Origin of the sequence: Spirosoma sp. 209, assembly GCF_002006735.1 — a bacterium.
GTDB lineage: Bacteria > Bacteroidota > Bacteroidia > Cytophagales > Spirosomataceae > Spirosoma > Spirosoma sordidisoli.
Window position 1 is genome coordinate 449,949 of the sequence record NZ_MVEC01000004.1, and the last position, 23,212, is coordinate 473,160.

Annotated in this window: 17 protein-coding genes; 12 read left to right on the forward strand and 5 right to left on the reverse strand. The window is 58.1% G+C overall.

Features of this window, described 5'->3' with window-relative positions:
• The first annotated feature begins 118 nt into the window (after positions 1 to 118).
• The gene (locus tag B1C80_RS09715) at positions 119 to 1,078 is read left to right on the forward strand and encodes an ABC transporter substrate-binding protein (RefSeq protein ID WP_077920864.1); all 960 of its coding nucleotides are present in this window, start codon (positions 119 to 121) and stop codon (positions 1,076 to 1,078) included.
• A 48-nt stretch (positions 1,079 to 1,126) separates the two neighbouring features.
• On the opposite strand, the gene moaA is transcribed toward B1C80_RS09715, so the two are convergent.
• Entirely contained in the window at positions 1,127 to 2,107 is a 981-nt protein-coding gene (moaA, locus tag B1C80_RS09720) for a GTP 3',8-cyclase MoaA (RefSeq protein WP_077920865.1), read from the reverse strand.
• A gap of 170 nt (positions 2,108 to 2,277) precedes the next feature.
• On the opposite strand from moaA, the gene B1C80_RS09725 reads away from it, so the two are divergent.
• From B1C80_RS09725 to B1C80_RS09750, 6 genes are all read left to right on the forward strand, one after another.
• Positions 2,278 to 2,817 (forward strand): hypothetical protein, encoded by a 540-nt coding sequence (locus B1C80_RS09725; protein WP_077920866.1) that lies wholly within the window; start codon positions 2,278 to 2,280, stop codon positions 2,815 to 2,817.
• A 321-nt stretch (positions 2,818 to 3,138) separates the two neighbouring features.
• Positions 3,139 to 4,260 (forward strand): hypothetical protein, encoded by a 1,122-nt coding sequence (locus B1C80_RS09730; RefSeq protein ID WP_077920928.1) that lies wholly within the window; start codon positions 3,139 to 3,141, stop codon positions 4,258 to 4,260.
• Between the two features lie 26 nt (positions 4,261 to 4,286).
• Positions 4,287 to 5,183: a hypothetical protein gene (locus tag B1C80_RS09735; protein WP_077920867.1), complete on the forward strand. Its 897-nt coding sequence runs from the start codon at positions 4,287 to 4,289 to the stop codon at positions 5,181 to 5,183.
• Positions 5,184 to 5,198: 15 nt separating this feature from the next.
• Positions 5,199 to 6,749 (forward strand): phosphatase PAP2 family protein, encoded by a 1,551-nt coding sequence (locus tag B1C80_RS09740; protein ID WP_077920868.1) that lies wholly within the window; start codon positions 5,199 to 5,201, stop codon positions 6,747 to 6,749.
• A 10-nt stretch (positions 6,750 to 6,759) separates the two neighbouring features.
• A complete protein-coding gene (locus B1C80_RS09745; RefSeq protein WP_077920929.1) occupies positions 6,760 to 8,973 on the forward strand; it encodes a TonB-dependent receptor domain-containing protein in 2,214 nt (737 codons plus the stop codon).
• An 84-nt stretch (positions 8,974 to 9,057) separates the two neighbouring features.
• The gene (locus B1C80_RS09750; RefSeq protein WP_077920869.1) at positions 9,058 to 9,588 is read left to right on the forward strand and encodes a YdeI/OmpD-associated family protein; all 531 of its coding nucleotides are present in this window, start codon (positions 9,058 to 9,060) and stop codon (positions 9,586 to 9,588) included.
• Here B1C80_RS09750 and B1C80_RS09755 read toward each other — a convergent pair whose 3' ends face one another.
• Positions 9,589 to 10,506: a tryptophan 2,3-dioxygenase family protein gene (locus B1C80_RS09755; RefSeq protein WP_077920870.1), complete on the reverse strand. Its 918-nt coding sequence runs from the start codon at positions 10,504 to 10,506 to the stop codon at positions 9,589 to 9,591.
• A 106-nt stretch (positions 10,507 to 10,612) separates the two neighbouring features.
• On the opposite strand from B1C80_RS09755, the gene B1C80_RS09760 reads away from it, so the two are divergent.
• Positions 10,613 to 11,317, forward strand: coding sequence for an SDR family oxidoreductase (locus B1C80_RS09760; protein WP_077920871.1), 705 nt, complete (start codon positions 10,613 to 10,615; stop codon positions 11,315 to 11,317).
• A 259-nt stretch (positions 11,318 to 11,576) separates the two neighbouring features.
• On the forward strand, positions 11,577 to 13,589 hold the full coding sequence (locus B1C80_RS09765) for a hypothetical protein (RefSeq protein ID WP_077920872.1): 2,013 nt from the start codon (positions 11,577 to 11,579) through the stop codon (positions 13,587 to 13,589).
• Between the two features lie 14 nt (positions 13,590 to 13,603).
• On the opposite strand, the gene B1C80_RS09770 is transcribed toward B1C80_RS09765, so the two are convergent.
• Positions 13,604 to 14,575: an aldo/keto reductase gene (locus B1C80_RS09770; protein ID WP_077920873.1), complete on the reverse strand. Its 972-nt coding sequence runs from the start codon at positions 14,573 to 14,575 to the stop codon at positions 13,604 to 13,606.
• Between the two features lie 127 nt (positions 14,576 to 14,702).
• Here B1C80_RS09770 and B1C80_RS28095 point away from each other — a divergent pair, with 127 nt between their 5' ends.
• Positions 14,703 to 16,880, forward strand: coding sequence for a sensor histidine kinase (locus B1C80_RS28095; RefSeq protein ID WP_139361624.1), 2,178 nt, complete (start codon positions 14,703 to 14,705; stop codon positions 16,878 to 16,880).
• 229 nt (positions 16,881 to 17,109) lie between these two features.
• Here B1C80_RS28095 and B1C80_RS28100 read toward each other — a convergent pair whose 3' ends face one another.
• On the reverse strand, positions 17,110 to 17,346 hold the full coding sequence (locus tag B1C80_RS28100) for a hypothetical protein (protein WP_139361625.1): 237 nt from the start codon (positions 17,344 to 17,346) through the stop codon (positions 17,110 to 17,112).
• Positions 17,347 to 17,783: 437 nt separating this feature from the next.
• Positions 17,784 to 18,269 (reverse strand): nuclear transport factor 2 family protein, encoded by a 486-nt coding sequence (locus B1C80_RS09780; protein WP_077920874.1) that lies wholly within the window; start codon positions 18,267 to 18,269, stop codon positions 17,784 to 17,786.
• Between the two features lie 457 nt (positions 18,270 to 18,726).
• Here B1C80_RS09780 and B1C80_RS09785 point away from each other — a divergent pair, with 457 nt between their 5' ends.
• Together B1C80_RS09785 and B1C80_RS09790 are read left to right on the forward strand one after the other, a co-directional pair.
• A complete protein-coding gene (locus tag B1C80_RS09785; protein WP_077920875.1) occupies positions 18,727 to 20,799 on the forward strand; it encodes a sigma 54-interacting transcriptional regulator in 2,073 nt (690 codons plus the stop codon).
• Between the two features lie 44 nt (positions 20,800 to 20,843).
• Positions 20,844 to 23,201, forward strand: coding sequence for a histidine kinase dimerization/phosphoacceptor domain -containing protein (locus B1C80_RS09790; RefSeq protein ID WP_077920876.1), 2,358 nt, complete (start codon positions 20,844 to 20,846; stop codon positions 23,199 to 23,201).
• Positions 23,202 to 23,212: the final 11 nt, after the last annotated feature.

The window sequence follows — 23,212 nt, forward strand, 5'->3', positions numbered from 1 at the left end:
CGATTAGGACGATTCCGGCAAGAAATTGCAGTCAATTCTAAATATCGGGGCGATTGGCGCGGGCCGAAAACTTTCGGCCCGGTGGTGGGTTAAGCTTGCCATATCTCCATCGAATTGTATGAGCAGCCACATTCGCTTAGCCCTGGACTGGACACCAAATACCAACCATACCGGATTTTACGTAGCCCTGGCCCGGGGCGATTACGAACGGGCTGGTCTGACGGTCGAGATCAGCACCCCCGATCAGGATAAGTACCAGACAACTCCCGCCAAACGGGTAGCACAGGGGGAAGCCGATCTGGCCATCACGCCATCCGAAAGTATTTTCAGTTATCAGGCCAATGGGGTTCCGCTGGTAGCCGTAGCCGCCGTGCTGGCCCGCGATGCCAGCGCCGTTGTTACGCTGCGCCAGAGCGGTATCACCCGCCCCCGGCAGCTCGACGGCAAGGTCTACGCATCCTATGCTGCCCGCTACGAAGACGACATTATCCGGCAGATGATTCAGAACGACGGCGGCAATGGCCAGTTCATCTCACACCAGCCAGCCCGGCTCGACATCTGGAACTCGCTGCTGACGGGCGAGGCCGACGCAACCTGGATTTTTCTGCCTTGGGAGGGTGTAGAGGCCGATATTCGCGGTATCGAGCTGAACCAGTTCCTGCTCGACGATTATGAGATTCCCTACGGCTACAGCCCCGTACTGGCCGCTAACCGCGACTGGGCCGAGCAAAACGCCGACCTGCTGCATCGGTTCCTGACGGCTACAGCCGCCGGATTCCGGTTTGCGGTCGACAACCCCGACGAAGCGGCCCGGCTCCTGATCGACAGCTCGAAACACCCGACCCTGACTAATCGCAACTTCGTGGAACAGAGCCAGCTGTCGGCTTCGGGCTATTATCTCGATGCCGATGGGCACTGGGGCTATATGCACCGCAACGTCTGGGCTTCGTTTGCCAACTGGCTCATCCGGAACCACCTGCTGACCGATGCCGATGGCGAACTGATTCAGCGCGTGGATGCGGCTACCTTGTTTACCAATGCGTATCTGGAAGGCGTTCCCGAAGCCGTAAAGCTCTAGAGGATGCTGGTCGTACTGGCTGATAACCAACGAGTCGCGAACGTAACCTCACCCGCCAATGGTAGACATCGATTCCGTTACGGTGTCGCGCCGGGATTCGGCTTCGAAGCCGTTGGCGGGGCGGTGGGAGAACGCCTGTAAGAAGGCCGCCGTTAGTTCGGCGTCGGTAGCTCCGCTGCGGAGCAGAGCCCGGGCGTCGAGAACGCCATTGTCGTACAGGCAGGTTTTGAGCGTACCCTGAGCCGTCAGGCGGATGCGGTTGCAGGTGCCGCAAAACGTCCGGCTAAAGGCCGCAATTACCCCGATCGTGCCCTGATGACCGGGAATCTGGTAGGTGCTGGCCGTTGAGAAGGGCGCATCGGGCAGGCGTTGCAGGTCCGGAAAATGATCCCGGAGGTGATCGACAATACGCCGGTGGGTCCAGTGGAGCACCGGATAGTGGCTGCCTTCGCCGTTGAACGGCATTTCTTCGATGAACCGCACATCGACGGGCAGCTGACGGGTCAGTTCGGCCAGGGGAATGATGTCCTGCGTATTTTGCCCGTCCATCACGACCGCATTGAGTTTGGTTTGTATACCAGCCGCCAGGAGTGCATCCAGCGTATGCAGCACGGCGGGCAGTTCATCGCGCCGGGTAATCTGGTGGAACCGCTCCCGGTCGAGGGTATCGATACTGAGGTTGACCGATTTCACCCCCAGCGCAGCCAGGGCCGTCACGTGCGGGGCGGTAAGCACGCCGTTCGTCGTCATCGACAGATCGGTCAGGCCCGGCACCTCGGCCAACTGGTGCATGAACGTCATCAGCCCCGACCGGACAAACGGCTCTCCGCCCGTAATCCGAACCTTGCTGACACCCAGCCGAGCCAGTACCCGCACCAGCCGTTCCATTTCTTCGTAGGTCAGCAATTGCTGTTTGGGCAGGTACCTGATCCCTTCTTCGGGCATGCAATAGAAGCACCGCAGATTGCAGCGGTCCGTTACGGCCAGCCGGAGGTAGGTGATGGGGCGGTTATGGTTATCGACAATCATACGTACGAGCTTAACACAAAGCTACCGATTTTGATTGCAGCTTCCAGTAATTGGCCGATATTGATCATCGGAATCTCTAATCTACCGAAAAGACAGAGAGTTTCCTGCCGCGACTCTTGCTTTTGTTTATCATTAATGCTTACTTTTGAGGTCTACTTTTTCTGGGAATAGTGAAGAAACTTGTATCGATCGGTCTTTTCGGCTTGCTCCTCTACCACACCCTGGCCTATGTGCTGGTGGCTGTGGGGGCGTGGTGGCAGGCGGAGCATGATCTGTCGAAAGAGTTGCTCGTCTACCGCTCCGTCGACAGCATCGTTGAATTCCAGGTTCCGATGGGCGACACCCGGAAGGCGGTTGCCCTGACCCGTACCACCTCCGAAGGCTTTACCTACAAAGGTCATTATTACGATGTTGTCAGCATGGAGGTGCGGGGCGACCGGCTTCACATTGCCGCCCTCGAGACCGAGAACCGTTCGTTTTGGAGCAGTGATCTGCTCTCGTTCCTGAACGATCACGTGAGCGGAACCAGTAACTCCCGCCAGAAAGCCAGTCAGTTACTGAAGCTTCTTCTGAAAGAATACTCGCCCGTTCCGCGGGTTCGTTTCAATTTTCTACTTCCCCACTGGCACGATGTGATCCGGATTCCCGATGTGGTCTTCGTGTTTGCCTCCCGCGCGCTGCCGATCCATTCTCCCCCGCCCGAAAGCTGAGATGCTTTTGTAGTACTGCCTGTCGATAGTAAAGCGTCCCGTACGGGCTCGCTTTTCGTGCCGCGTGCATCAGCCAATTGCCTGAACTGGTTTTTATTGATCTGCCTGTTTCGTACCGGGTGGCTTTCGGAGCTGACTGTTCAGTCGGAAAGCGCTGGTATAAACAGTCTGTCTGACTCGTACCGTTTCGTGAAGCGCAGCTTTTCGACCTAACGCGTACGCAGACACAACATGGTCAAAAACAGACCAGGCTCGCGTCTGCTGATCTACGGCTATCGACCAGGCCATTTGTTTATTCTTCCATCTCAGCTATTCGTTTCCATGAAACCGATTTATACCATCGTGTTGGCAACTGCCTGCACCTTATTTTCTACTGCCATCGCCCAGGCGCAGGGCTGTGTGGCGGTTCGTCATATGAGCTGCGCGGCTCCGGCGGGTACTAACTCCGCCGATTTCTTCAAACAACGTACCGGCCACTGGCAGGTTTCGGCCGGGTACCGCTTCTTCCGGTCGTACAAACACTTTGTGGGCGACGAGGAACAGAAGCAACGCGTTGAGCAGGGCACCGAGGTTATCAACGTATCGCACGCCCTCGACCTGGGCATCACCTACATGCCTGCGCTGCGGTGGTCGGTATCGGTGAACCTGCCGGTGCAGACCAATGACCGCTCCTCGCTGTATGAACACTACGGCAACAGCCTGACCGCTAACCCGGCGCAGAAACGCTTCGCTACCGGCTCGAAAGGCATCGGCGATCTGCGGCTGTCGGGGAGCTACTGGCTGGCCAATCCGGCGAGTCTGCCCAAAGCCAACCTGGCCGTCGGGCTGGGCGTGAAGCTGCCAACCGGTAACTACCGCGCTACGGATAGTTTTCATAAACTCAACAAAGAAGGGCAGGATTATACCGTTACCCTGCCCGTCGATCAATCGATTCAACTCGGCGACGGGGGCGTGGGCGCCAGTGTCGAACTGCAGGGATACTGGCAGCTGACTGGCGGACTAACAGCCTATGGGAACGGATTTTACCTGTTCAACCCCCGCGAAACCAACGGCGTCCGGCGCAATCCGCTGGCTACGACCATCGACCTCGTGGCGGGCGAGTTTTCGGTCCCCGATCAGTTTGCGGCCCGTATTGGGCTGAGCCAGTCGATTCCAGCCGTACCGGGCCTGGCCGTAATGCTGGGTGGCCGGGTCGAAGGCGTTCCCGCTATCGACGCTTTTGGCGGGAGCAGCGGCTTCCGGCGGCCGGGTTATATCGTATCCGTCGAGCCGGGGCTGGCCTATATGCGCCACAAAACGTCAGCCGCCCTCACGGTGCCGGTCGCTCTCTACCGCAACCGGATCAAAAGCTACGCCGACCGGCTCGACCCAACCGGCCTGCGACACGGCGATGCGGCCTTTGCCGACTATCTGATTTCGTTCACCGTATCCCGCTGGTTCTAAACGGGCCTTATGGCTTTGCCTGTACTATGAAACGAATTGCTTGTCTGATACTAGTCGCTTTGCTATCGCTGCTGAGCGCACCCCTCCGGGCGCAAATGCCCCACGATGCCATTTACATGCCCCGGAAAACCGTTTGTATTGCCGGTATGTACGGAGAAAGTACCTGGACCGACTACTGGGAAGGGACGCTCAAACGGGAAAACCTGAATATTGGTCGCCATACCACCCGTACGGCCGCCATCATGCCCGCTATCGGGATCAGTAACCGGGTCAACCTGATTCTGAACCTGCCCTACGTCTGGACCAGTACCAGCGCGGGTAACCTTATGGGCCAGAAGGGTTTTCAGGATCTGTCGGCCTGGCTGAAACTGAAGGCGTTCGACTACAAAGGCTTATCGGTCAACCCCATCGTGGGTGGGTCAATACCGGTTGGTAACTACGTACCCGACTTTCTGCCGATGTCGATCGGGCTGCAGGCGCGTACGGTTACGGGGCGGCTCCTGCTCAACTACACCCACCCGCATACGGGCCTGTACGTAACCACGCATGGCTCGTACATCTGGCGAAGCACAATTCGGATCGACCGCGACGCCTACCAGGCCGACAACCGGGTATACAATACCGACGAGGTCAGCGTGCCGAATGCGTACGATGCGGCTGTTCGGCTGGGCGTGGTGCGCCGGGCCTGGCAGACGGAGGTGTTTGCCGAGCGGTTTGCCTGTGTCAATGGCGACAATATTCGCCGGAACGACATGCCTTTCCCGACCAACAACATGCAGATGACGCAGGTGGGCTGGTACGGTAAAATTCAGCCGCGCAACATCGGCCTGAACGCGCGGGTGGCCTACGTCACCGACGGGCTGAACGCTGGCCAAAGTACCAGCTACATGCTCGGTCTCCTTTTTCAGCTGAACGGTAAGTAATTAACAGTAGCCATCATGAAATTCAATACGCGTACTATACTGATAGCCGCTTTGTCGGTACTGGGCCTGTCGGCGGTGCTGACGTCCTGCGATAAAACCATTGAAGAACCGCAGCGGGTGGCCTATAGCCCGGCCGATGTCGATGCCAAAGCGGGTAGCTGGAAAACATACATCCTGACCGCTCCGACCGACGTTACCGTGGCAGCTCCGGCGTCTACCTCGTCGGCGGCCTATCTGGCCGAGCTGAATGATCTGAAGACCAAATCGGCCAGCCTGACCCGCGAGCAGCAGGAAGCGGTCGTGTACTGGGGCGCCGGGGCGGTGTACCGCTGGAACGAGATAGCCCGCGAGCTAGCGGCCCGCTACAACGTGCCACCTGCGTCGAACGCCGACGGTAAGTACCCCGTTCCTGACGCAGCCAATCCGCTGGCCGATCCGAAGTTTCCGTTTGCCAACCCGCCCTATACCGCCCGCGCCCTGGCGTATCTGAGCGTGGCCCAATACGATGCGCTGGTAGCAACCTGGCACTACAAATACGCTTTCAAACGGGCGGCTCCCTCCAAAACAGACGCTTCGGTGCGGGTAGCCCTGCCGGTATCGGCCCTGCCTACCTACCCGTCTGAAGATGCGGTTGTGGCGACGGCGTCCTATACTATTCTGAAGGCTATGTTTCCGGGCGAAGGGCCGTTTCTGGACGCGAAGCTGGCCGAACACCGCGAGAGTCGGCTCTGGGCCGGGATGAACGTACCGAGCGACCTGATCGCCGGGGCAGACCTCGGCAGTCAGGTAGGGGCTAAAGTGATGGCCCGGGCCCGGACCGATGGCATGAGTGCGTCGAACAACCAGACCGTAACCACCGCAATGATCGAAGCGGCCAAAGCCCGTGGTCTGGCCGACATCTGGGTCAGTCAGGAGTCGCCCGCCCGGCCGCCCATGCTGCCTAACTACGGGGCGGTGTCGCTCTGGAACTTTGACCGCGCCACACTGGTGAAGCTACGGCCCGGCCCGGCTCCGCTGCCGGGCAGCGACCAGTTTAAGAAAGAACTGGCCGAACTACAGGCTATTCAGAAAAACCAGACGCGTGAGCAGGCCCGCATTGCCAACTTCTGGGCCGACGGAGCCGGTAGTTATACTCCACCCGGCCACTGGGCCCGTACCGCTGCCGATGCCGCCCACGAAGCGCGCTTCAGCGAGGTGCGTATGGCCCGAACGCTGGCGCTGGTCAGTACGGCGCTTCAGGATGCCGGCGTGTGCTGCTGGGAAACCAAGTTCTATTATTACACCCCAAGGCCGCAGCAGTTTGGCGTGAAAACATCGGTGGGCTTGCCCAACTTCCCCAGCTATACCTCGGGCCACTCGACCTTTTCGGGGGCTGCGGCTGCGGTGCTATCGTACGTATTTCCCGAGCGGACCAATGAGTTCATGGCCAAAGCGCAGGAAGCCTCCGTGTCGCGTATTTATGGGATGATCCATTTCCGGTCCGACTGCGAGTCGGGGCTGGTCTGCGGTAAAAATATCGGTGCCTATGCCGTATCGCGCGGTAAGGCCGATGGATCAGGACTATAATACTCTTGACATGTCGTACTGGCTTTGTCGACTGACGGGGCTGATTCCGGTGGTTATGGCTGTATGGCAGCCATCCACCGGAACGGCGCAGTCTGTCACACACAGCGCCGAAGCGGATTCGCTCCCCGTGCGAACGCTTCAGTCGATCGATATACGGGCATCGAGGGCTGTTATGATCCGGTCCTTACCAACGGTACAGGGCACATTTCTGATGGCTGGTAAACGGAGTGCGCTGATTCCGGTTGCCGATCTGGACGTGAACGTTGTTGAGAAGAACGCCCGGCAGATGCTGGGCCGGGTGCCGGGCTTGTTCGTCTATGATATGGACGGTACCGGTAATCAGATCAACGTAGCAACCCGTGGCCTTGACCCCCACCGGTCGTGGGAGAATAATATCCGCCAGAATGGTGTGCTGACTAATTCGGATATGTATGCGTATCCGGCCAGTCATTATTCGCCCCCTGGTGAGAGCCTGGAACAGATTGAATGGGTCAGCGGATCGGCCTCGCTGCAGTACGGCGCTCAGTTTGGCGGTATGCTAAACTATGTGACCAAACAAGCCGATACTACCCGTCGATTCGGTTTCGAGACCATTGGGTCGCTGGGCTCGTTTGGCCTCCGAAGTAGCTACAACGCGGTAGGTGGCCGAATCGGTAAGCTGACCTACTATGGGTATGCGTACTGGCGCCATTCGGACGGATACCGGGCCAACAGTCGGTCAGATGCGCAGGCCCAGCTGATGCGGCTCAGTTACCAGCTGACGCCCGGGCTGACCATTACCGCCGAAGCTGGCCGCTCGGCTTATGTGTATCAGATTCCCGGTCCGCTGACCGACTCCATGTTCAGGGCCGATCCCCGGCAGGCTACCCGGAGCCGAAATTACTTCAACCCCGATATTTGGGTGCCGTCGGTACGGGTAGACTGGCAGCTGGATAATCGGACGCGGCTTCAGTGGACAACCTCGGCCGTTCTTGGTCAGCGGAACAGCGTTCAGCTCGATGCGTTTGCCACGGTGCCTGATGCCGTTGATCCCGCAACCGGACAGTACAAACCCCGGCAGGTAGATGTAGATCAGTTTAACAGCTATACGTCGGAGGTTCGGCTGTTGCGGCAGCTGAGCGTGGCGGGTATAACGAGCACCGTGGTGCTGGGCGGGCAGTTTATGCATAACGACCTGCACCGGCAACAGCTGGGTAAAGGAACGACCGGCTCGGCCTATGACTTGACGTTGACGGCCCCCTTTGGCCGCGACTTGTGGTATCGTACGCGCAACGGTGCTCTTTTTGCCGAAGCGCAGGTTCGGCTGGGTTCCCGGCTGACGATCTCGCCCGGTATCCGTATGGAACAGGGGCTGACCCGTATGCGCGGTACCATCAGCTATTACGACCCCGGCGACCTACCGACCGATATTGCGCATCGCTTTGCCTTACCGGGCTTCAGTGCGCAGTACCAGCTTACCCGGCAGTTGCGGCTCTACGGTGGTTGGACGCGCGCTTACCGACCCGTTATTTTTAAGGATATTATTCCGGCATCGGTCTACGAACGGGTCGATAAAAATCTACAGGATGCGCTCGGTCATACGGCCGAACTGGGGCTGGAAGGCTACTGGAGCAACGTTCATCTAAACCTGACGCTGTTCGACCTGTTGTACCGCAATCGGCTGGGAAGTCTGGTTCAGGTCGGTGTCGATGGGGCGTCGTATATTCTGCGAACAAACATCGGCGATAGCCGCAGCCAGGGTATCGAAGCGCTGGCAGAAGCGGTTTTGTGGCAGAGCCGTCGGCTGACCCTGAGTATGTTCAGCGCATCGGCGTTTATCGATGCCCGCTACGTGAACGCGGTTATTAGTGCGGGTACCGACAACCGGGACCTTACCGGAAACCGGGTCGAGTCGGCTCCCCGCTGGACATCGCGCAACGGGCTGACAATTCGCTACGGCAAGGCCAGCCTGACAGCGCAGTATAGTTACGTGGGGCCTACGTTTTCCGATGCGCTGAACAGCCCCGAACCTTCGGCCAACGGAGCCAGAGGCCCAGTGCCGGGCTATAGCCTGCTGGATCTGAATGCCAGCTGGCGGATTCGGCCGTGGCTGACGTGGCGCGGTAGCCTGAACAACCTGCTTGATCAGGCGTACTTCACCAAGCGGCCCACGTTTTATCCCGGTCCTGGTATATGGCCGTCGGATGGGCGTAGCGGAGTTATTACGCTGGGTATCCGATTGTAATTTTGACGCTAAGGCGAGTAGGGTGGTAGGGCTGGTGACCTATTTTTGCGGCAGGTGCCCGCCTGCCACCCTATTCTCATTCCTATGACCTGTACCTTTACAGCCCTGCTCCAGCGTTTCGAGCAGAAAGGCGAAAAAACCGGCTGGACCTATATCGAGATTCCCAGCCACGTATCGGACGCCCTCAGCCCGGGCCAGCGAACCTCGTTTCGGGTGAAGGGCACACTCGACGCCCTGGCCATCAAGTTCGTGGCCCTGCTGCCAATGGGGCAGGCCGGCGGTGCCGATAGCGCCTTTATCATGCCCGTCAACGCCGACATGCGACGCGGTATCCGAAAGGAAGAAGGCGCTACCGTACGGGTAGAGCTGGCGCTGGATACCGACTCGATGCCGCTCTCGCCCGACCTGCTGGCTTGCCTGGACGATGAGCCGGCCGCCCTGGCGTTCTTCAACACCTTACCCAAAGGCCACCAGACGTATTTCAGCAACTGGATCGAGGATGCTAAAACTATTGATACCAAGACCAAACGCATCACCCAGGCCGTAACGGGCCTGTCGATGGGGCTGGGCTACGGCGAGATGGTCCGGTATTTCAAGAAGCTACGCAACGACTGATCAATGGAGGTGCTTACCCCAGGTCTGTAGCGCATCGGCCGGCCACAAGGTCGGGAAGAACATACGCTGCTGCTGAGCCGGTGGCAGGTAGGTTTGCCAGTTGGTGCCGCCCGTAGCCCGAATGTCGTCGGGGGCTTTCTGCAGGTACTGCACCGCCGACCGCAGGTGAGCCAGTTTCCAGCGGACGTTTACGCGCTGGTCGTACTCGCGCAGGGCCGACCGCAGCTCGTCAGTGGCACCGCCGGCCTGCTCCAGATCGAGCAGCCGCTGGTTCAGGTTTCTCGGCTGATAGGCCTCGGCCAGCCGGATGAGTCGACCGCTGTACTGTTGATCGAACTGTTTCAGGGTCAGGGTCTTTTGGTGCGTAGCCAGTTCGGTAGCGCCCCGTTTCCAATAAATGGCGTCATACTGCTCGCTGATGGTGGTAGCGCGGGCGGGTGGGTCGATGAGCAGGTTTGGGAAGTTGGTCGATACGATCTCGATCTCGCGGAACTGGACCGACTGAAACCCGCTCGAGGGCAGCAGGGCCATGCGGAATTTCAGAAACTGCTCGCGTTCCATGCCTGCAATCATAACCCCAAACGATTCTTCGAGCAGGCCGAAATAGCGGTTGATGCGCTGGATACGCGCCGTAAAAAAGTCAGCCGTCAGCGGGGCGGCATCGGCAATCTGCGCGATCTCGTGCAGAATCAGCTTAAAATACAGTTCGGTAATCTGGTGGTATGTCACGAAGATCAGCTCATCCGGATAGGCCGTTTTGGGGTTTTGCAGCGACAGCAGCGTGTCGAGGTGGATGTAATCCCAGTAGGTTAGGTAATCGGCCTGGAGGAGGCCTTCGAGGTAGGCGCTCATGTCCTGCCCCATGGCCGCAAATTTTTGCTCCAGCTGCGTGAGTTTATCGGATAAGGAATCGTGCATAAGGGTCAGATCAAGGATTGGTTTAGGCCACAAAGGTCGTCAGTCCCGAACTTCTTTGCGACGGTTGCGTCAACCTTTGCGTTCTTTGCAGTTAAAATTCTAACGTATGACTGTCGAAAACAAAACCATCATTCTGTCGGGGGCCTCGCGCGGTATTGGCCGGGCCACGGCGCTGCTGCTCGCTAAAAACGGCGCTAACGTCGTCGTAACCGCCCGCAATGCCGATGACCTGAAAACGCTGGAAGCCGAACATGCCAATATTGTTGCCGTTGCCGGCGATGTAGCCAGCGAGGCCGACATGGCCGCCGTTGTACAAACCGCCCTCGACCGGTTCGGCCGGATCGATGTGGTGATCAACAATGCCGGATACGGCGTCTTCAAAAACGTGGATGAGCTGACGGTTGAGGAGTGGGATGCGCTGATGGCCACCAACGTAAAAGGCACGTTTGTACTGACCAAAGCGGCCCTGCCCACGCTGAAGGCGCAGGGGTCGGGCCATATCGTCATCGTAGCTTCCGATGTGGCCAAGCGGACCTTTGCGGGTGGATCGCTGTATACGGCCAGCAAATACGCGCAGGAAGCGTTCATGGGTGCGCTGCGGAAGGAAGTTCGTCCATTTGGTATCAAAGTGTCGGGAGTATATTCGGGCCTGGTCGATTCGCACTTCCACGCCAAAGGCCACGGCCACGAAACCTCGACCAACTGGCTCAAAAACGAAGACATGGCCGAGTCGATGCTATTCATCATCAGCCGCCCCGCCCACGTCGTGATCGACGAGTTCATGGTTCACCCCCTGGAGCAGGAGTATTAGGTGACCGACCGTATCCGCAGGGGAGCAGAGCGAGGTGGCATGCCGTTGGGTCGTGCCACCTCGCTCTGTTTATAGCGCTAATTCGTCAAAAAAACCTTTCTGTTTTTCGGGAAAAATAAGCGGCTGAAGTATAGTTAGTTATGGCTCGATTCTGCTTTAGAATAGCAGCCGGGTCTGATCGGGTAGGCGCGAATTGTTGACAGAGGGTGTGAGATTCCGGGCGGCCCGGGCGTTGTCTATACAAACCAATACATCAGCAATGAGAGTTATTGTCGTTCTGCTTCTTACCCTTTTTTGTGGTCAACTTCAGGCGCAGTCAGCCTCCGGAAGGCCTCCGGTACGCCGGTATTTCGGGCTTCATTTCGATTTCCACGCCGGCTCCGGCGATTCGCTGATTGGCCGAAATCTCTCCGAAAAAAAGATCGATTCACTGTTGGCGGCCGTTAAGCCTGACTTCATCCAGGTCGATTGCAAGGGGCATCCCGGTATCAGCAGTTACCCCTCGCGGGTGGCTACAGCCTCGGTAGCGCCCCGTATTACCAACGACCCGCTGGCTTTTTACCGGGCCATCACTAAAAAACACGGCGTAGGCCTGTATCTGCATTATTCGGGCGTCTATGACGATGCCGTACTGGCCAAGTATCCCGGCTGGGCGGCCCGGAAAGCAGACGGCAGCACCGACCTGTCGAAAGCATCGGTCTATGGCCCCTATGCCGACTCGTTACTGATTCCGCAGCTCCGCGAACTGGCCGACTACGGAGCCGATGGCGTCTGGGTCGATGGCGAGTGCTGGGCCACAGTACCCGATTACTCGCCCGCTGCGCTCGACCGGTTCCGGACCACAACGGGGCTGCAATCCATTCCGCGTTCCAGCAACGACCCCGGCTACGATCTGTTTAAGAACATGGCCCGCGAGTCGTTTATCCAGTACATCGGCCATTACGTCGACGAAGTACACCGCCATCGGCCCACGTTCCAGATTGCTTCCAACTGGGCCTACTCGTCCATGATGCCCGAACCCATCACGACCAATGTCGACTACCTCTCGGGCGATCTGACGCCGGGCAACAGCGTAAACTCGGCCGCCCTCGAAGGGCGTATCCTGGCCGCGCAGGGGCAGCTGTACAGGAAACCCTGGGATCTGATGTCGTGGGGATTCTGGTACGAATTTGGCCCGCCCCGGCAGGGTGATCAGAAAACGGCCGTTCACCTCATGCAGGAAGCGGCCGAAGTACTGTCGCTGGGGGGCGGGTTTCAGGCCTACTACCAGCAGCAGCGCGACGGCTCGCTGCCGCTGGGCGACCTGCCGGTCATGGCTGAGCTGGGCCGGTTTGTCAGAGCCCGGCAACCGTTCTGTCAGGGGAGCGTAGCGGTGCCGCAGGTGGCGCTGCTGTATTCGAATACCACGGTCAGAGCCACCAGCCAGTCGCTGTTTGGTGGCCAGACCCAGCGCATCAATGGCGTACTGACGGCACTGCTCGATGCGCAGCTACCGGTAGAGGTGCTGTCAGAGCATCATCTGCGCGGTCGTATGCAGCAGTACCCGGTCATTGTGCTGTCGCAGCAGGACTCGCTCGACCCGGCGTTTCGGAACGAGCTGCTTACCTACGCCGAACAGGGCGGTCATCTGCTCATCATCGGCGCTACCAATGCCCGTCAGTTTGCCGGTGAACTGGGCGTATTGCCAACGGGGCCGGTGCTGAACGGACCCCGGCGGGTGGAGGCCAGCGGACAGTCGGTGGTGCTGGCAGGTCCGTTTCTGCCCGTTCAGCTTACAGGAGCCCATACCCGGCCGGTTGCACAGCTCCACAGCTCGGCAACGGGTGGGTCGGTAACGAGCGTAGCGGCTACCGAAACGCCGTTCGGGCAGGGGCGGATAACGGCCGTGTATGCCGACCTGAGCACCGACTACCGCACCCACCAGTCGACCAAACTGCGCGATTTTCTGGCGGGGCTGGCCCGGCCGCTGCTGCCGAACCCGATCGTGGAGGTGAGTGGGTCACGCCTGGTTCATGTGGTACCCAGCCGGCATGACAATCGGTTGACTATCAATCTGATCAATACCGGTGGTCGACATGCCGACCCCCGGGTGTTTACGTATGATGAAGTGCCGCCCCTGACGAACCTGACCGTTCGGGTACGCACCGACAAAAAGCCAAAGCGCATCGTACAGCAACCGGAAAACCGGTCACTGCCGATGCGCTATGCCCAGGGGGTAGCTACCGTTACGGTTCCGCAACTGACGCTACACTCCGTACTGGTTGTTGACTGACGGGCGTCCGTTACCTACTGGCTCCACTCGGTCGGGGTGCGGTCCCAGCGGTGGCCTTTCAGGGCGTTTACCAGCTCGGCCGGTAGAGCCTGTCCGTCACTGACGCCCGTGTTGGCTTCTACGTTGCGGAGCTGACGCATACCGGGAATGGTGGTGTGCACATCGGGATGGCTGAGGATGAATCGAAGCGCCATTTCGGGCATCGTCATACCGGCCGGAATCAGGGGCCGTAGGGCGTCGGCATGGTCAACGCTGCTGTTGAGGTTTTCGGGCACGAAGTAGGTCGACCGCCAGTCGTCGGCCGGGAAGGTCGTTTCTTTCGTAAAGGTGCCGGTCAGCGTACCTTCATCGAACGGGACGCGGGCAATAACGCCAAGGTTCAGTTCGCGGCAGAGTGGGAAGAGGTTGTCTTCGGGGTTCTGGTCAAAAATATTGTAAATAACCTGTACCGCGTCGATGAGGCCGGTGCGGAGGCTGTTGAGGCAGTTGTCGGGTTCCCAGCGGTTCACCGAAATACCCCACGCCCGCACCTTGCCCTGCTGGGTCAGCTGCTCTACGGCCCGCTGCCATTCGTCCTGGTTAGCCCAGGCGTCTTCCCAGACGTGGAACTGCTGCAGGTCTATCGTCTCGACGCCAAGGTTTTTCAAACTCTTTTCGGTGTAGTCGATGATGTGGCTGGCCGGGAACACGTCTTCCAGGGCGTATTCGGGTTTGGACGGCCATTTGAAGTTTTTGCCCGGAATCTTGGTGGCAACGTACAGTTGTTTGTCGCGGTTACGGGCCAGGAGGTCTTTCAGAATCTGTTCGCTCAGGCCGTTGCCATAGGCCCAGGCCGTATCGAAGAAGTTACAACCGCGTTCAACGGCGCGGTCGAGCGCCTGCTCGATCTGGGGGCGCTCGGAGCCGGTCCAGCCCGCCAGGCCCCACATGCCATAGCCAATTTCAGAAACTTGCCAGCCGGTGCGGCCGAATGTGCGATATTGCATACAATAGGATTGGTTTAGATGCAGAGCGGTGCCGCTGTCTGGCGATTCAGGCCGCCTGCATGATACTACGCTGTACAACTAAATACAGTAAAAATGTTTTGCTGACCGGGTCTACTTTCTTTGCCTTATGATGCGATACCTCTACCGCTTAGGTATGTGCCTTTTTGTCCTGTCAGGGTCCCTGAACGCCCGCGCTCAGGCGATTGTGATCGAAAATTTTTCGTCGGTCGATGTGGGCTGGAAAAACGCCTGGCGGTTTCGGGCTGGTGATAGTACGGGCTGGGCCAGCCCGTACTATAATCACGGACACTGGCAAAAAATCAGTCCCCGAATCCGTATTACAGAAAACACGAAGCTCTGGCAGGCGGGTCATGGCTGGTTCCGCCGAATCATTCAGCTGCAGCGGCCCGAAAAAGACGAACTGGTCATGACGTTCCGGCAGTTTGGCGCATCGGAGGTCTACCTGGATGGAAAGCGGCTGGCTAGCCTAAAACCGGCCCTGTTCGATTCGGGTGGTTCACAGCGATTGGTTGCCTTCGTGCCGCTCCCGATCAGCGATACCAGTCGACATACGCTCGCGGTTCATTATACCTTCCGGCGCGATTCGATCATCGGCAATTCTGTGAACAAAATGCCGTTTCAGGTGTCGTTTCAAACGGCTGACCGGGCCCCCGTCGAACTCATGAGCAACCAGGCTCAGTCGGCCGCTATGGAGTATTTGCTGACGGGTATTTTTGGGGTACTCAGCCTGCTACACTTGCTGTTCTACCGGGCCAATCGATCACAACGGGTCAACCTGGTGCTGGCCCTGACCATGCTGTCTTTCTCGCTGATTTTTCTGATCGATCAGATCAGTAGTCAGGTTGGCACGCTCACCCTCGACTCCGGGCTGTTGCTGGGCTTCTGGGTCATGGTCAATCTGGCGCTGGGTTTGTTGCTGCTATCGGTCTATATCTACCTGGGCCGGCGGTTGGGCGTGGTTTTCTGGGCAATTAGTGCCATTCTGCTGTTTATGGTGGTTTACGGCTGTGTGCTCTACTCTGTTATTAATGGCAAGGCCTGGATTTCGTTCATCGTTGTGCTGATCGAATACACCCGGGTGAGCTGGCTGGCCCGGCGTCGAAACCCCGACCCGGATTCCCATCTGCCCTGGAAATCGCTGCGCTTTTCGCTGTTTTCACTGCTGGCCATCATCGGTATAAATATACTGGCGCAGCTGCTGAACGGGTTGTCGGATACGGTGACGCCCTCGCTCTGGCTGGTTTTGCCAACGGCAATTTTGGGGCTGATGATGATGTTCAGTATCCCGATAGGCCTGTCGTTTTCGCTCGTCAGCGACTATGCCCGTACATACCAGGCCCTGCGGGAGCAGTTTGAGGCCGTCAGGCGCCTGTCGGCACAAACGCTGGCGCAGGAGCAGGAAAAGCAGCACCTGCTGGCCAATCAGAACCAGCTGCTGGAACAGCAGGTAGCCGACCGGACGGCAGAGTTGAACCAGTCGCTGATTGAGCTTCGCGACACCCAGACGCAGTTGATTCAGCGGGAGAAGCTGGCCAGCCTCGGTGAGCTGACGGCGGGGATTGCCCACGAAATCCAGAATCCGCTCAACTTCGTGAAGAACTTTTCTGAAGTATCGACCGAGCTGGTTACGGAGCTGGCGCAGGAAGCCCAGAGCCCCACCCGCGACCAGGCGCTGGAAGCCGAATTGCTGGCCGACCTGACCCAAAACCTGCAAAAAATAACCCACCACGGCAACCGGGCCTCGTCGATCGTGAAGGGCATGCTCGAGCACAGCCGCAGCATCGTCGGCGAGAAACAGCTTACCGATCTGAACGCGCTGGCCAGCGAAAACTGCAAACTGGCTTACGCGGGTTTCCAAACCCGGGTGCCGACCTTCGAGGCCGCGCTGGTTACGGATTTCGACTCGACCCTGGGGCTGGTTCCGGTGGTTTCGCAGGAGATCGGCCGGGTGCTGCTCAATCTGTTCAGCAACGCTTTGTACGCGCTGCACAAACGGCAGCAAACGGCTGAACCGGGCTATCAGCCTACGCTACACATAAGGACCCGTCGGCACGACGCCTGCATCCGCATTCGGATTCGCGATAACGGAACCGGCATTCCGGACGAGGTGCTGCCCAAGTTGTTTCAGCCATTTTTTACGACCAAGCCCACCGGCGAAGGCACCGGCCTGGGCCTATCCCTGAGCTACGACATCATCACCAAAGGCTACGGCGGAACCATTACGGTAACCTCCGAAGAGGGCCAGTTTACCGAGTTTACCATCAGCCTGCCCATAGGAACCTAATAACGCCGTGCCTTATACGTAATGCAGTACGTGCCCGCGCAGAGGAATCATCAAGGAAGAGGGATTGATTACAACAGATTGGCCCGTCAGGGCCACTACAGCGTAGCATCGGTAGCAAGAGAATCAGACATTCCGGATCATCCATGGCCTGTAGGGCCATCACAGCGCAGCGTCGGTAGCAATCCGGTTCGGCCCCGTTCGGCCGGATCATCCATGGCCCGTAGGGCCATCACAGCGTAGCGTCGGTAGGGGTGGCATCTGGTTCGGCCCCGTTCGGCCGGATTATCCATGGCCCGTAGGGCCTTAACAGCGCAGCGTCGGTAGGGAGATTGACAGGTGCCCACCGAACAATGGCCTGTAGGGCCATCACAGCGCAGCGTCGGTAGCAGCAAACGGCCGGATCATCCATGGCCCGTAGGGCCTTTACAGCGTAGCGTCGGTAGCAGCAAACGGCAAAACCGTGCATCGACAGAGACAAACCAATTATGTACCTGACGGCACATTGCTTTTACAGAAATCGAACGGGCCGAACCGAATTGCTACCGACGCTGCGCTGTGATGACCCTACGGGCCATGACTGATCGGGAATGTCTGATTCGGTTGAACCGCCTGCCACCGACGCTATGCTGTGATGGCCCTACAGGCCATGGATGATTGGGAATGTCTGATTCGGTTGAACCGCCTGCCACCGACGCTGCGCTGTTGAGGCCCTGACGGGCCGGGGTGCCGGATATTTGATTCCCTTGCTACCGACGCTGCGCTGTAGTGGCCCTACGGGCCGGGGTGCCGGATATTTGATTCTCTTGCTACCGACGCTGGGCTGTAATGGCCCTGACGGGCCGGGGTGATCCAGAATGCGGAAGCCGAATGGGGCTACCGCTGGTACCCGATCGGATCTTGTGATCAGGGGGCTGATCCGTTGGATCGCTTCCCGTTCGGCCAGACATACGGGCCGTTCAGGAACGGGTTGGGCGGGTTCTGATCTTGCCGGAGCCGGTTGGACAGGGGAGCGGAATGCCAGCTAAAGGCCCGCAGCGCGATTATCTTCTCGTCTTTGAGCTGCCAGTAATGGAGAAACGGCAGGCTGACCGGTTCGCTATCGGGAAGGAGGGTTCCGCTGAACAGGCCCGTTGTTACAACCGCGTTCGAGAGAGGATCGTGGTCCGGTATGAAAAACACCAGCGTGCTGAGCTCGATGCGCTCCCAGCGTTTGTACACCCTCGACATGAGGGTAAGAAACCCCCTCCGCCCGTGGTACTCGCCACCGATCGACATGTAGTCGGGCATATACAGGACGATATCCTCGTCCAGTATCGGCAGGATTCGGCTCAGATTGCTGTCTGTAGCTACACTATAAACGACTTCGATAAGCTGCCTGGAGGTGGGCATGACGATCTGAAAAGGAAGGGCTTTATCCAGACCCTATATCAACCCAAGTGCCAACCTCTCCGGTTAGTAATTAGGCCCGGCATAAACGGGTATAAACGAATAAATTATTCATTGTCAATTCATAACGCGCATGGCCCGTTGCTGCAACTCCAGTGAGCGGGTCTGCTCTGTATGGAGAACTCCAGACATTCTGGAGTTCTCCATACAACCCGTAGGGGGTGCTCTGCTGGCAGTCGGGTACATCTATCGATTATTTCCGGTAACGTGGCGCAGAGTTGTTATTTTTGATCTGATTAGCCGCGTATTTATAGCAATGATGAGTACATACGGACACAAAGCGGCTGGCCTGGCCGGGGTTTTTCGGCAATAACGGAGCCGGGCCACGAACGGGAATAATTCTTGTTAGCCAACCGACAACGCGGTCTGTATTCGATATTCAGATAAAGCTCTTCAGACTATGCAACCATCAATCGGCCTTCCTCTTTCATCAACATCGTTCTGCAAACTATTGATTGTCGAAGATGAATACATCATTGCCAACGATCTGGAGCTCATTCTGCTACAGGCTGGCTACTCCATCATCGGTATTGCCGACTCGGTAGCCGAAGCCCTGACTTTTATGGAGCAGGAGCAGCCCGATATCGTCCTGCTCGATATTTACCTGAAAGGCAACGAAACCGGCATCGACCTGGCGAAGCAGCTGGAGGGGTGCGGAATTCCGTTTATCTATATATCGGCCAATGACAACCGGCGGGTGCTCGAAGCCGTAAAGGCCACTCAGCCCATTGGGTATATTGTCAAACCGTTTCGGGAAAAAGATATTCTGACTACCCTGGAGATCAGCCGATACCGCCAGGCACATAGTGCTGAACTAAGGCTTCGTGAAGAAAAGGCGCTCCAGATTGCGCTGACGGATGCGCTTTCGGAGCCGGTGAGCTGGGAACAGAAGCTGCTGAGCGCAGCCCGGGTATTTCAGCCGCACGTACCGTTCGATTTTCTGACCGTCAGCTACCAGAAAAACGGAACGGCGCACAGCTTCAACTTTTACCGCGTCGGATTCGATGAATACCAGATTCCTAGCCTCGACGATCTGCGGCAGGTAACCAGCACAACTGTCGGCGAGCTGGCCCAGGCGCCGGCCGACTCGGTTGCCGACGGCCCGACGCGCTACAGCGCCGACACCTTTGCTGCCTTGGGCAAACGGAATCGGCAGGTGCAGGCCCTGGCGGCTGCCTTTCGGCTGGAGTCGGCGCTAGTCATGCCGCTCCACGTGGGGCAGATCGACCGGTTCGTGATCACGTTCATGAGCCGTACTGCCGATACCTACCAGTCGCGGCACAGTAACCTGCTCGAGCGGCTCGAACAGCCCATTGTACTGATGCTGGAGCGGGTGTTTGCGTTCGAAGAAGTGGCCCGGCTCAGCGAACAGCTCAAACGGGAGAACACCTATCTGCAGGAAGAAGTAAAAACGCTGGTCAACTTCGAAGAAATCATCGGGCGCAGTCAACGGCTGCTGCAGGTATTTGATCAGGTTACGCAGGTAGCCAATACCGACACTACGGTACTGATTCTGGGCGAGAGCGGCACCGGCAAAGAGCTCATTGCGCGGGCGCTGCATAACCTGTCGGCGCGGAAAGATAAAATCCTGGTCAAGATCAACTGCGCTGCGCTGCCGGCTACCCTCATCGAATCGGAGCTGTTTGGCCACGAGAAAGGCGCGTTTACGGGGGCCTTCGAGAAGCGGATCGGGAAGTTCGAACTGGCGCAGGGCGGCACCATCTTTCTGGACGAAATTGGTGAGATGCCGCTGGAGCTTCAGGCCAAGTTGCTGCGGGTGTTGCAGGAGAAAGAAATTGAACGCCTGGGCGGCAAAACGCTCATCCGAACCAACGTACGGGTCATTGCGGCTACGAACCGGCAGCTGGAGAAAGAAGTAGCGGAGGGTCGCTTCCGGATGGACCTGTATTTCCGGCTCGCTACCTTCCCGATTACGTTGCCCTCGCTGCGCGAACGACCGGGCGATATACCGTTGCTGGCCCAGTTCTTCGCCCAGAAATCGGCTCGCAAACTGGGCAAACCCTATCACGGCATCGGCGATGCCGCGCTGAACGAGCTGATCCGGCATAACTGGCCGGGTAATATTCGTGAGCTGGAAAACGTCATCGAGCAGGCCATTATCATCAACGACGGCTACACACCACTCAGCCTGGGGCGGCCGCTGGTCAACAGTCTGCTGGCCATGAGCTGCCCGGTATCCCAGGTGCCGTCTGCCAGCGACTATCCGGCTCAGGGGCAGCCCGCCATGTCGGCGCCCCGGGATTTACAGGATGTGAAACAGATTCAGCAGGATACCGAACGGGAGTATATTCTGTCGGTGCTGAAGCAAACCAACGGTCGCATCCGGGGAAGCGGGGGGGCGGCAGAACGGCTGAATCTGAAGCCCACAACGCTGGAATACCGGATGGAGAAACTGGGCATCCGGAAAGTGCTGGCCACCCAGTTTCCAACCGCATCGTCGGGTGATCGCTAAGTCCAGTGCGTCTGTACGGTACCCTGCTAAAAAAAACACAACCGATGGCCGAGTCTGCTGTCCCTTTCTTCCGCTTCAAGGTGCAACTGCCCGGCTCGGGACGGAGAGCGCGGCTGTTTTGGGGCGGCCTTATGCTGGCTTTATTGACGGCCCGGCCCGCCGATGCGCAGAATATTACCCGCAAAATGGCGAGCCAGCTGCTGGTTCAGCTCAACAACAGCGGGCCCGACACCAACCGGCTCCACGCGCTGATCGAACTGGGTAAGTTTCAGGTGTACAAGGCGGGCGAGGTTACCCGCGACCTGGACAGTGCGATAACCTACCTGAAGCAGGCCAACGAACTCAGCAACGCCCTGCATCGGGTAAACGAACAGCATGACGCCCAGAGCCTGCTGGTCGTTGCCTACATTGAACGGGGGAATACCAGGCTGGGCAAGGCACTTTTTGCCAACCTGATCGACGAGTGCCGCCGAACCAGCGACCGGCAAACCGAAGCCGAAGCTACGCTGCGTTTCGCGACCTGTACGCGGTACATCATCAAGAACTACCCGGAAACCTTTGCGTACTATCGGCAGGCCGCTGCTTTGTACAAACAGCTTGGCAATCAGGCAAAGGAGGTGCAGGTGATGGAGCAGGCTGCGTCGCTGCATATGGACCTTGGCGAACTCGACGTGGCCGAACAGGCCTTTACCGATGTGCTCAGTCGCTACAAACAGCTGAAGTACCCCAAGCTGCATTACACCTACAGCAGTCTGGCCAGCGTGAACCGGCTGAAGGGTAATTTCGACAAAGGGCTTTTCTACGCGCTCCAGTGCCTGGAAAGTATGAACCGGACGCAGGATACGCTGTCGGCCGCCGTTTTTTACGGTACGCTGGCGCAGATGTACATGGAGCTGGGGCAGCAGAGCGAGAGCATCTACTGGTACAGGAAGAGCTTCGAGCAATGGCGTCAGGAGAAGCTGCCTAATTTCTCGCTGTATAACGCAGCCAGTCAGCTGGTGCGGGATCTGATTGCGCACCGGAAAACCTACGAAGCGCTGGGGCTGATCACCAACCTGGTTCAGGAGATCCCGACGATCAACAATATTCAAAACGGATGCGTGGCCCAGAGCTACGCCTACTGCTACGATGATCTGAAGAAATACGACCTGGCCGAGCGCTACTACCTCCAGGCGGTGGCCCATTATAAAAAATCGGGTGGTGACTTCGAGATGTCGCAGAAGGTGCAGCAGGACGTCGGCAAGTTTTATCTGGCGCGTAACGATGTCAAAAAGGCCGGGTTTTACCTGCGGAAGGCGCTGTCGTATAACCCCCAGAAAAACTCGCTCTCGACCGTCAAGGATATTCATTACATGCTCTTCAAGGTCGATTCTATCGAAGGCAACTACCTCTCGGCTATTGATCACTTCCGGCAGCACAAGGCGCTGAACGATAGTATTTTTACCGTTACCAAAACCCGGAAGCTGGCTGAGCTGGAAGTCAGGTATGCCACCGCCAAAAAAGTGCAGCAGATTCAGCAGCAGCAGAACGAGCTGGCCCGCGCCCAGACCACCCGCAACGGCATACTGGCCGGTACCGTTCTGCTGCTGGGCCTGCTGGGACTCAGCTATAGCCAGTACCGGCTGAAACGGCGCAGCAACCAGCTGCTGGAAGCCAAGCAGCTCGAAATCAACCGAAAAAACGAATCGCTGGAGCGGATTCTGGCCGAAAAGGAAATACTCATCCGGGATAAAGATAGCCTGCTCGACGAAAAAGAAGGCCTGCTGGACGAGAAGGAATGGATGATCAAGGAAATTCACCATCGGGTCAAGAACAACCTGCAGATCATCAGCAGCCTGCTTCATTCGCAGGGTGTTTACCTGAAAGACAAAGCCGCCCTGTCGGCCATCCGCGAAAGCCAGAACCGGGTGCATGTGATGGCTCTGATTCATCAGAAGCTATACCAGTCGGAGCGGCTCTCCACGATCTCGATGAGGGCCTACATCGCCGATATTGTCGAGTACCTGCTGACGACCTTTGCGCGGCAGGATACGGTGCAGAAACAACTCGCCATTGCGCCGGTCGATCTGGACGTTACGCTGGCCGTTCCGCTGGGGCTGATTATCAATGAGGTGATCACCAACTCGCTCAAATACGCCTTCCCGGGTCAGCAAAGCGGGCTCATCCGCATCGAGTTCGTGGTGCTCGACAAAAAGACGTACCGGCTTGTGATGGCAGACGACGGGGTCGGCCTGCCCCCCGACCTGAATCCGAACCGGAGTCGTACGCTGGGCATGAGCCTGATTCGGGGGCTGAGCAAGCAGCTCGGCGGCAATCTCCAGATCAGCCAGGACAACGGCGTAGCGATCAGCCTGACCTTCGCGGAAGAAAAAATAGAGCAGCAGCCAATAGTCGGCGTATGACCAATCAGGTC

Bases quoted from the DNA above. Each gene is read 5' to 3' on its own strand.
- B1C80_RS09730 (WP_077920928.1), top strand. From the start codon at position 3,139: ATGAAACCGATTTATACCATCGTGTTGGCAACTGCCTGCACCTTATTT.
- B1C80_RS09715 (WP_077920864.1), top strand. From the start codon at position 119: ATGAGCAGCCACATTCGCTTAGCCCTGGACTGGACACCAAATACCAAC.
- B1C80_RS28100 (WP_139361625.1), bottom strand. From the start codon at position 17,346: ATGCACGGTTTTGCCGTTTGCTGCTACCGACGCTACGCTGTAAAGGCC.
- B1C80_RS09765 (WP_077920872.1), top strand. From the start codon at position 11,577: ATGAGAGTTATTGTCGTTCTGCTTCTTACCCTTTTTTGTGGTCAACTT.
- B1C80_RS09755 (WP_077920870.1), bottom strand. From the start codon at position 10,506: ATGCACGATTCCTTATCCGATAAACTCACGCAGCTGGAGCAAAAATTT.
- B1C80_RS28095 (WP_139361624.1), top strand. From the start codon at position 14,703: ATGATGCGATACCTCTACCGCTTAGGTATGTGCCTTTTTGTCCTGTCA.
- B1C80_RS09745 (WP_077920929.1), top strand. From the start codon at position 6,760: ATGTCGTACTGGCTTTGTCGACTGACGGGGCTGATTCCGGTGGTTATG.
- B1C80_RS09770 (WP_077920873.1), bottom strand. From the start codon at position 14,575: ATGCAATATCGCACATTCGGCCGCACCGGCTGGCAAGTTTCTGAAATT.
- B1C80_RS09785 (WP_077920875.1), top strand. From the start codon at position 18,727: ATGCAACCATCAATCGGCCTTCCTCTTTCATCAACATCGTTCTGCAAA.
- B1C80_RS09790 (WP_077920876.1), top strand. From the start codon at position 20,844: ATGGCCGAGTCTGCTGTCCCTTTCTTCCGCTTCAAGGTGCAACTGCCC.
- B1C80_RS09740 (WP_077920868.1), top strand. From the start codon at position 5,199: ATGAAATTCAATACGCGTACTATACTGATAGCCGCTTTGTCGGTACTG.
- moaA (WP_077920865.1), bottom strand. From the start codon at position 2,107: ATGATTGTCGATAACCATAACCGCCCCATCACCTACCTCCGGCTGGCC.
- B1C80_RS09735 (WP_077920867.1), top strand. From the start codon at position 4,287: ATGAAACGAATTGCTTGTCTGATACTAGTCGCTTTGCTATCGCTGCTG.
- B1C80_RS09780 (WP_077920874.1), bottom strand. From the start codon at position 18,269: ATGCCCACCTCCAGGCAGCTTATCGAAGTCGTTTATAGTGTAGCTACA.
- B1C80_RS09750 (WP_077920869.1), top strand. From the start codon at position 9,058: ATGACCTGTACCTTTACAGCCCTGCTCCAGCGTTTCGAGCAGAAAGGC.
- B1C80_RS09760 (WP_077920871.1), top strand. From the start codon at position 10,613: ATGACTGTCGAAAACAAAACCATCATTCTGTCGGGGGCCTCGCGCGGT.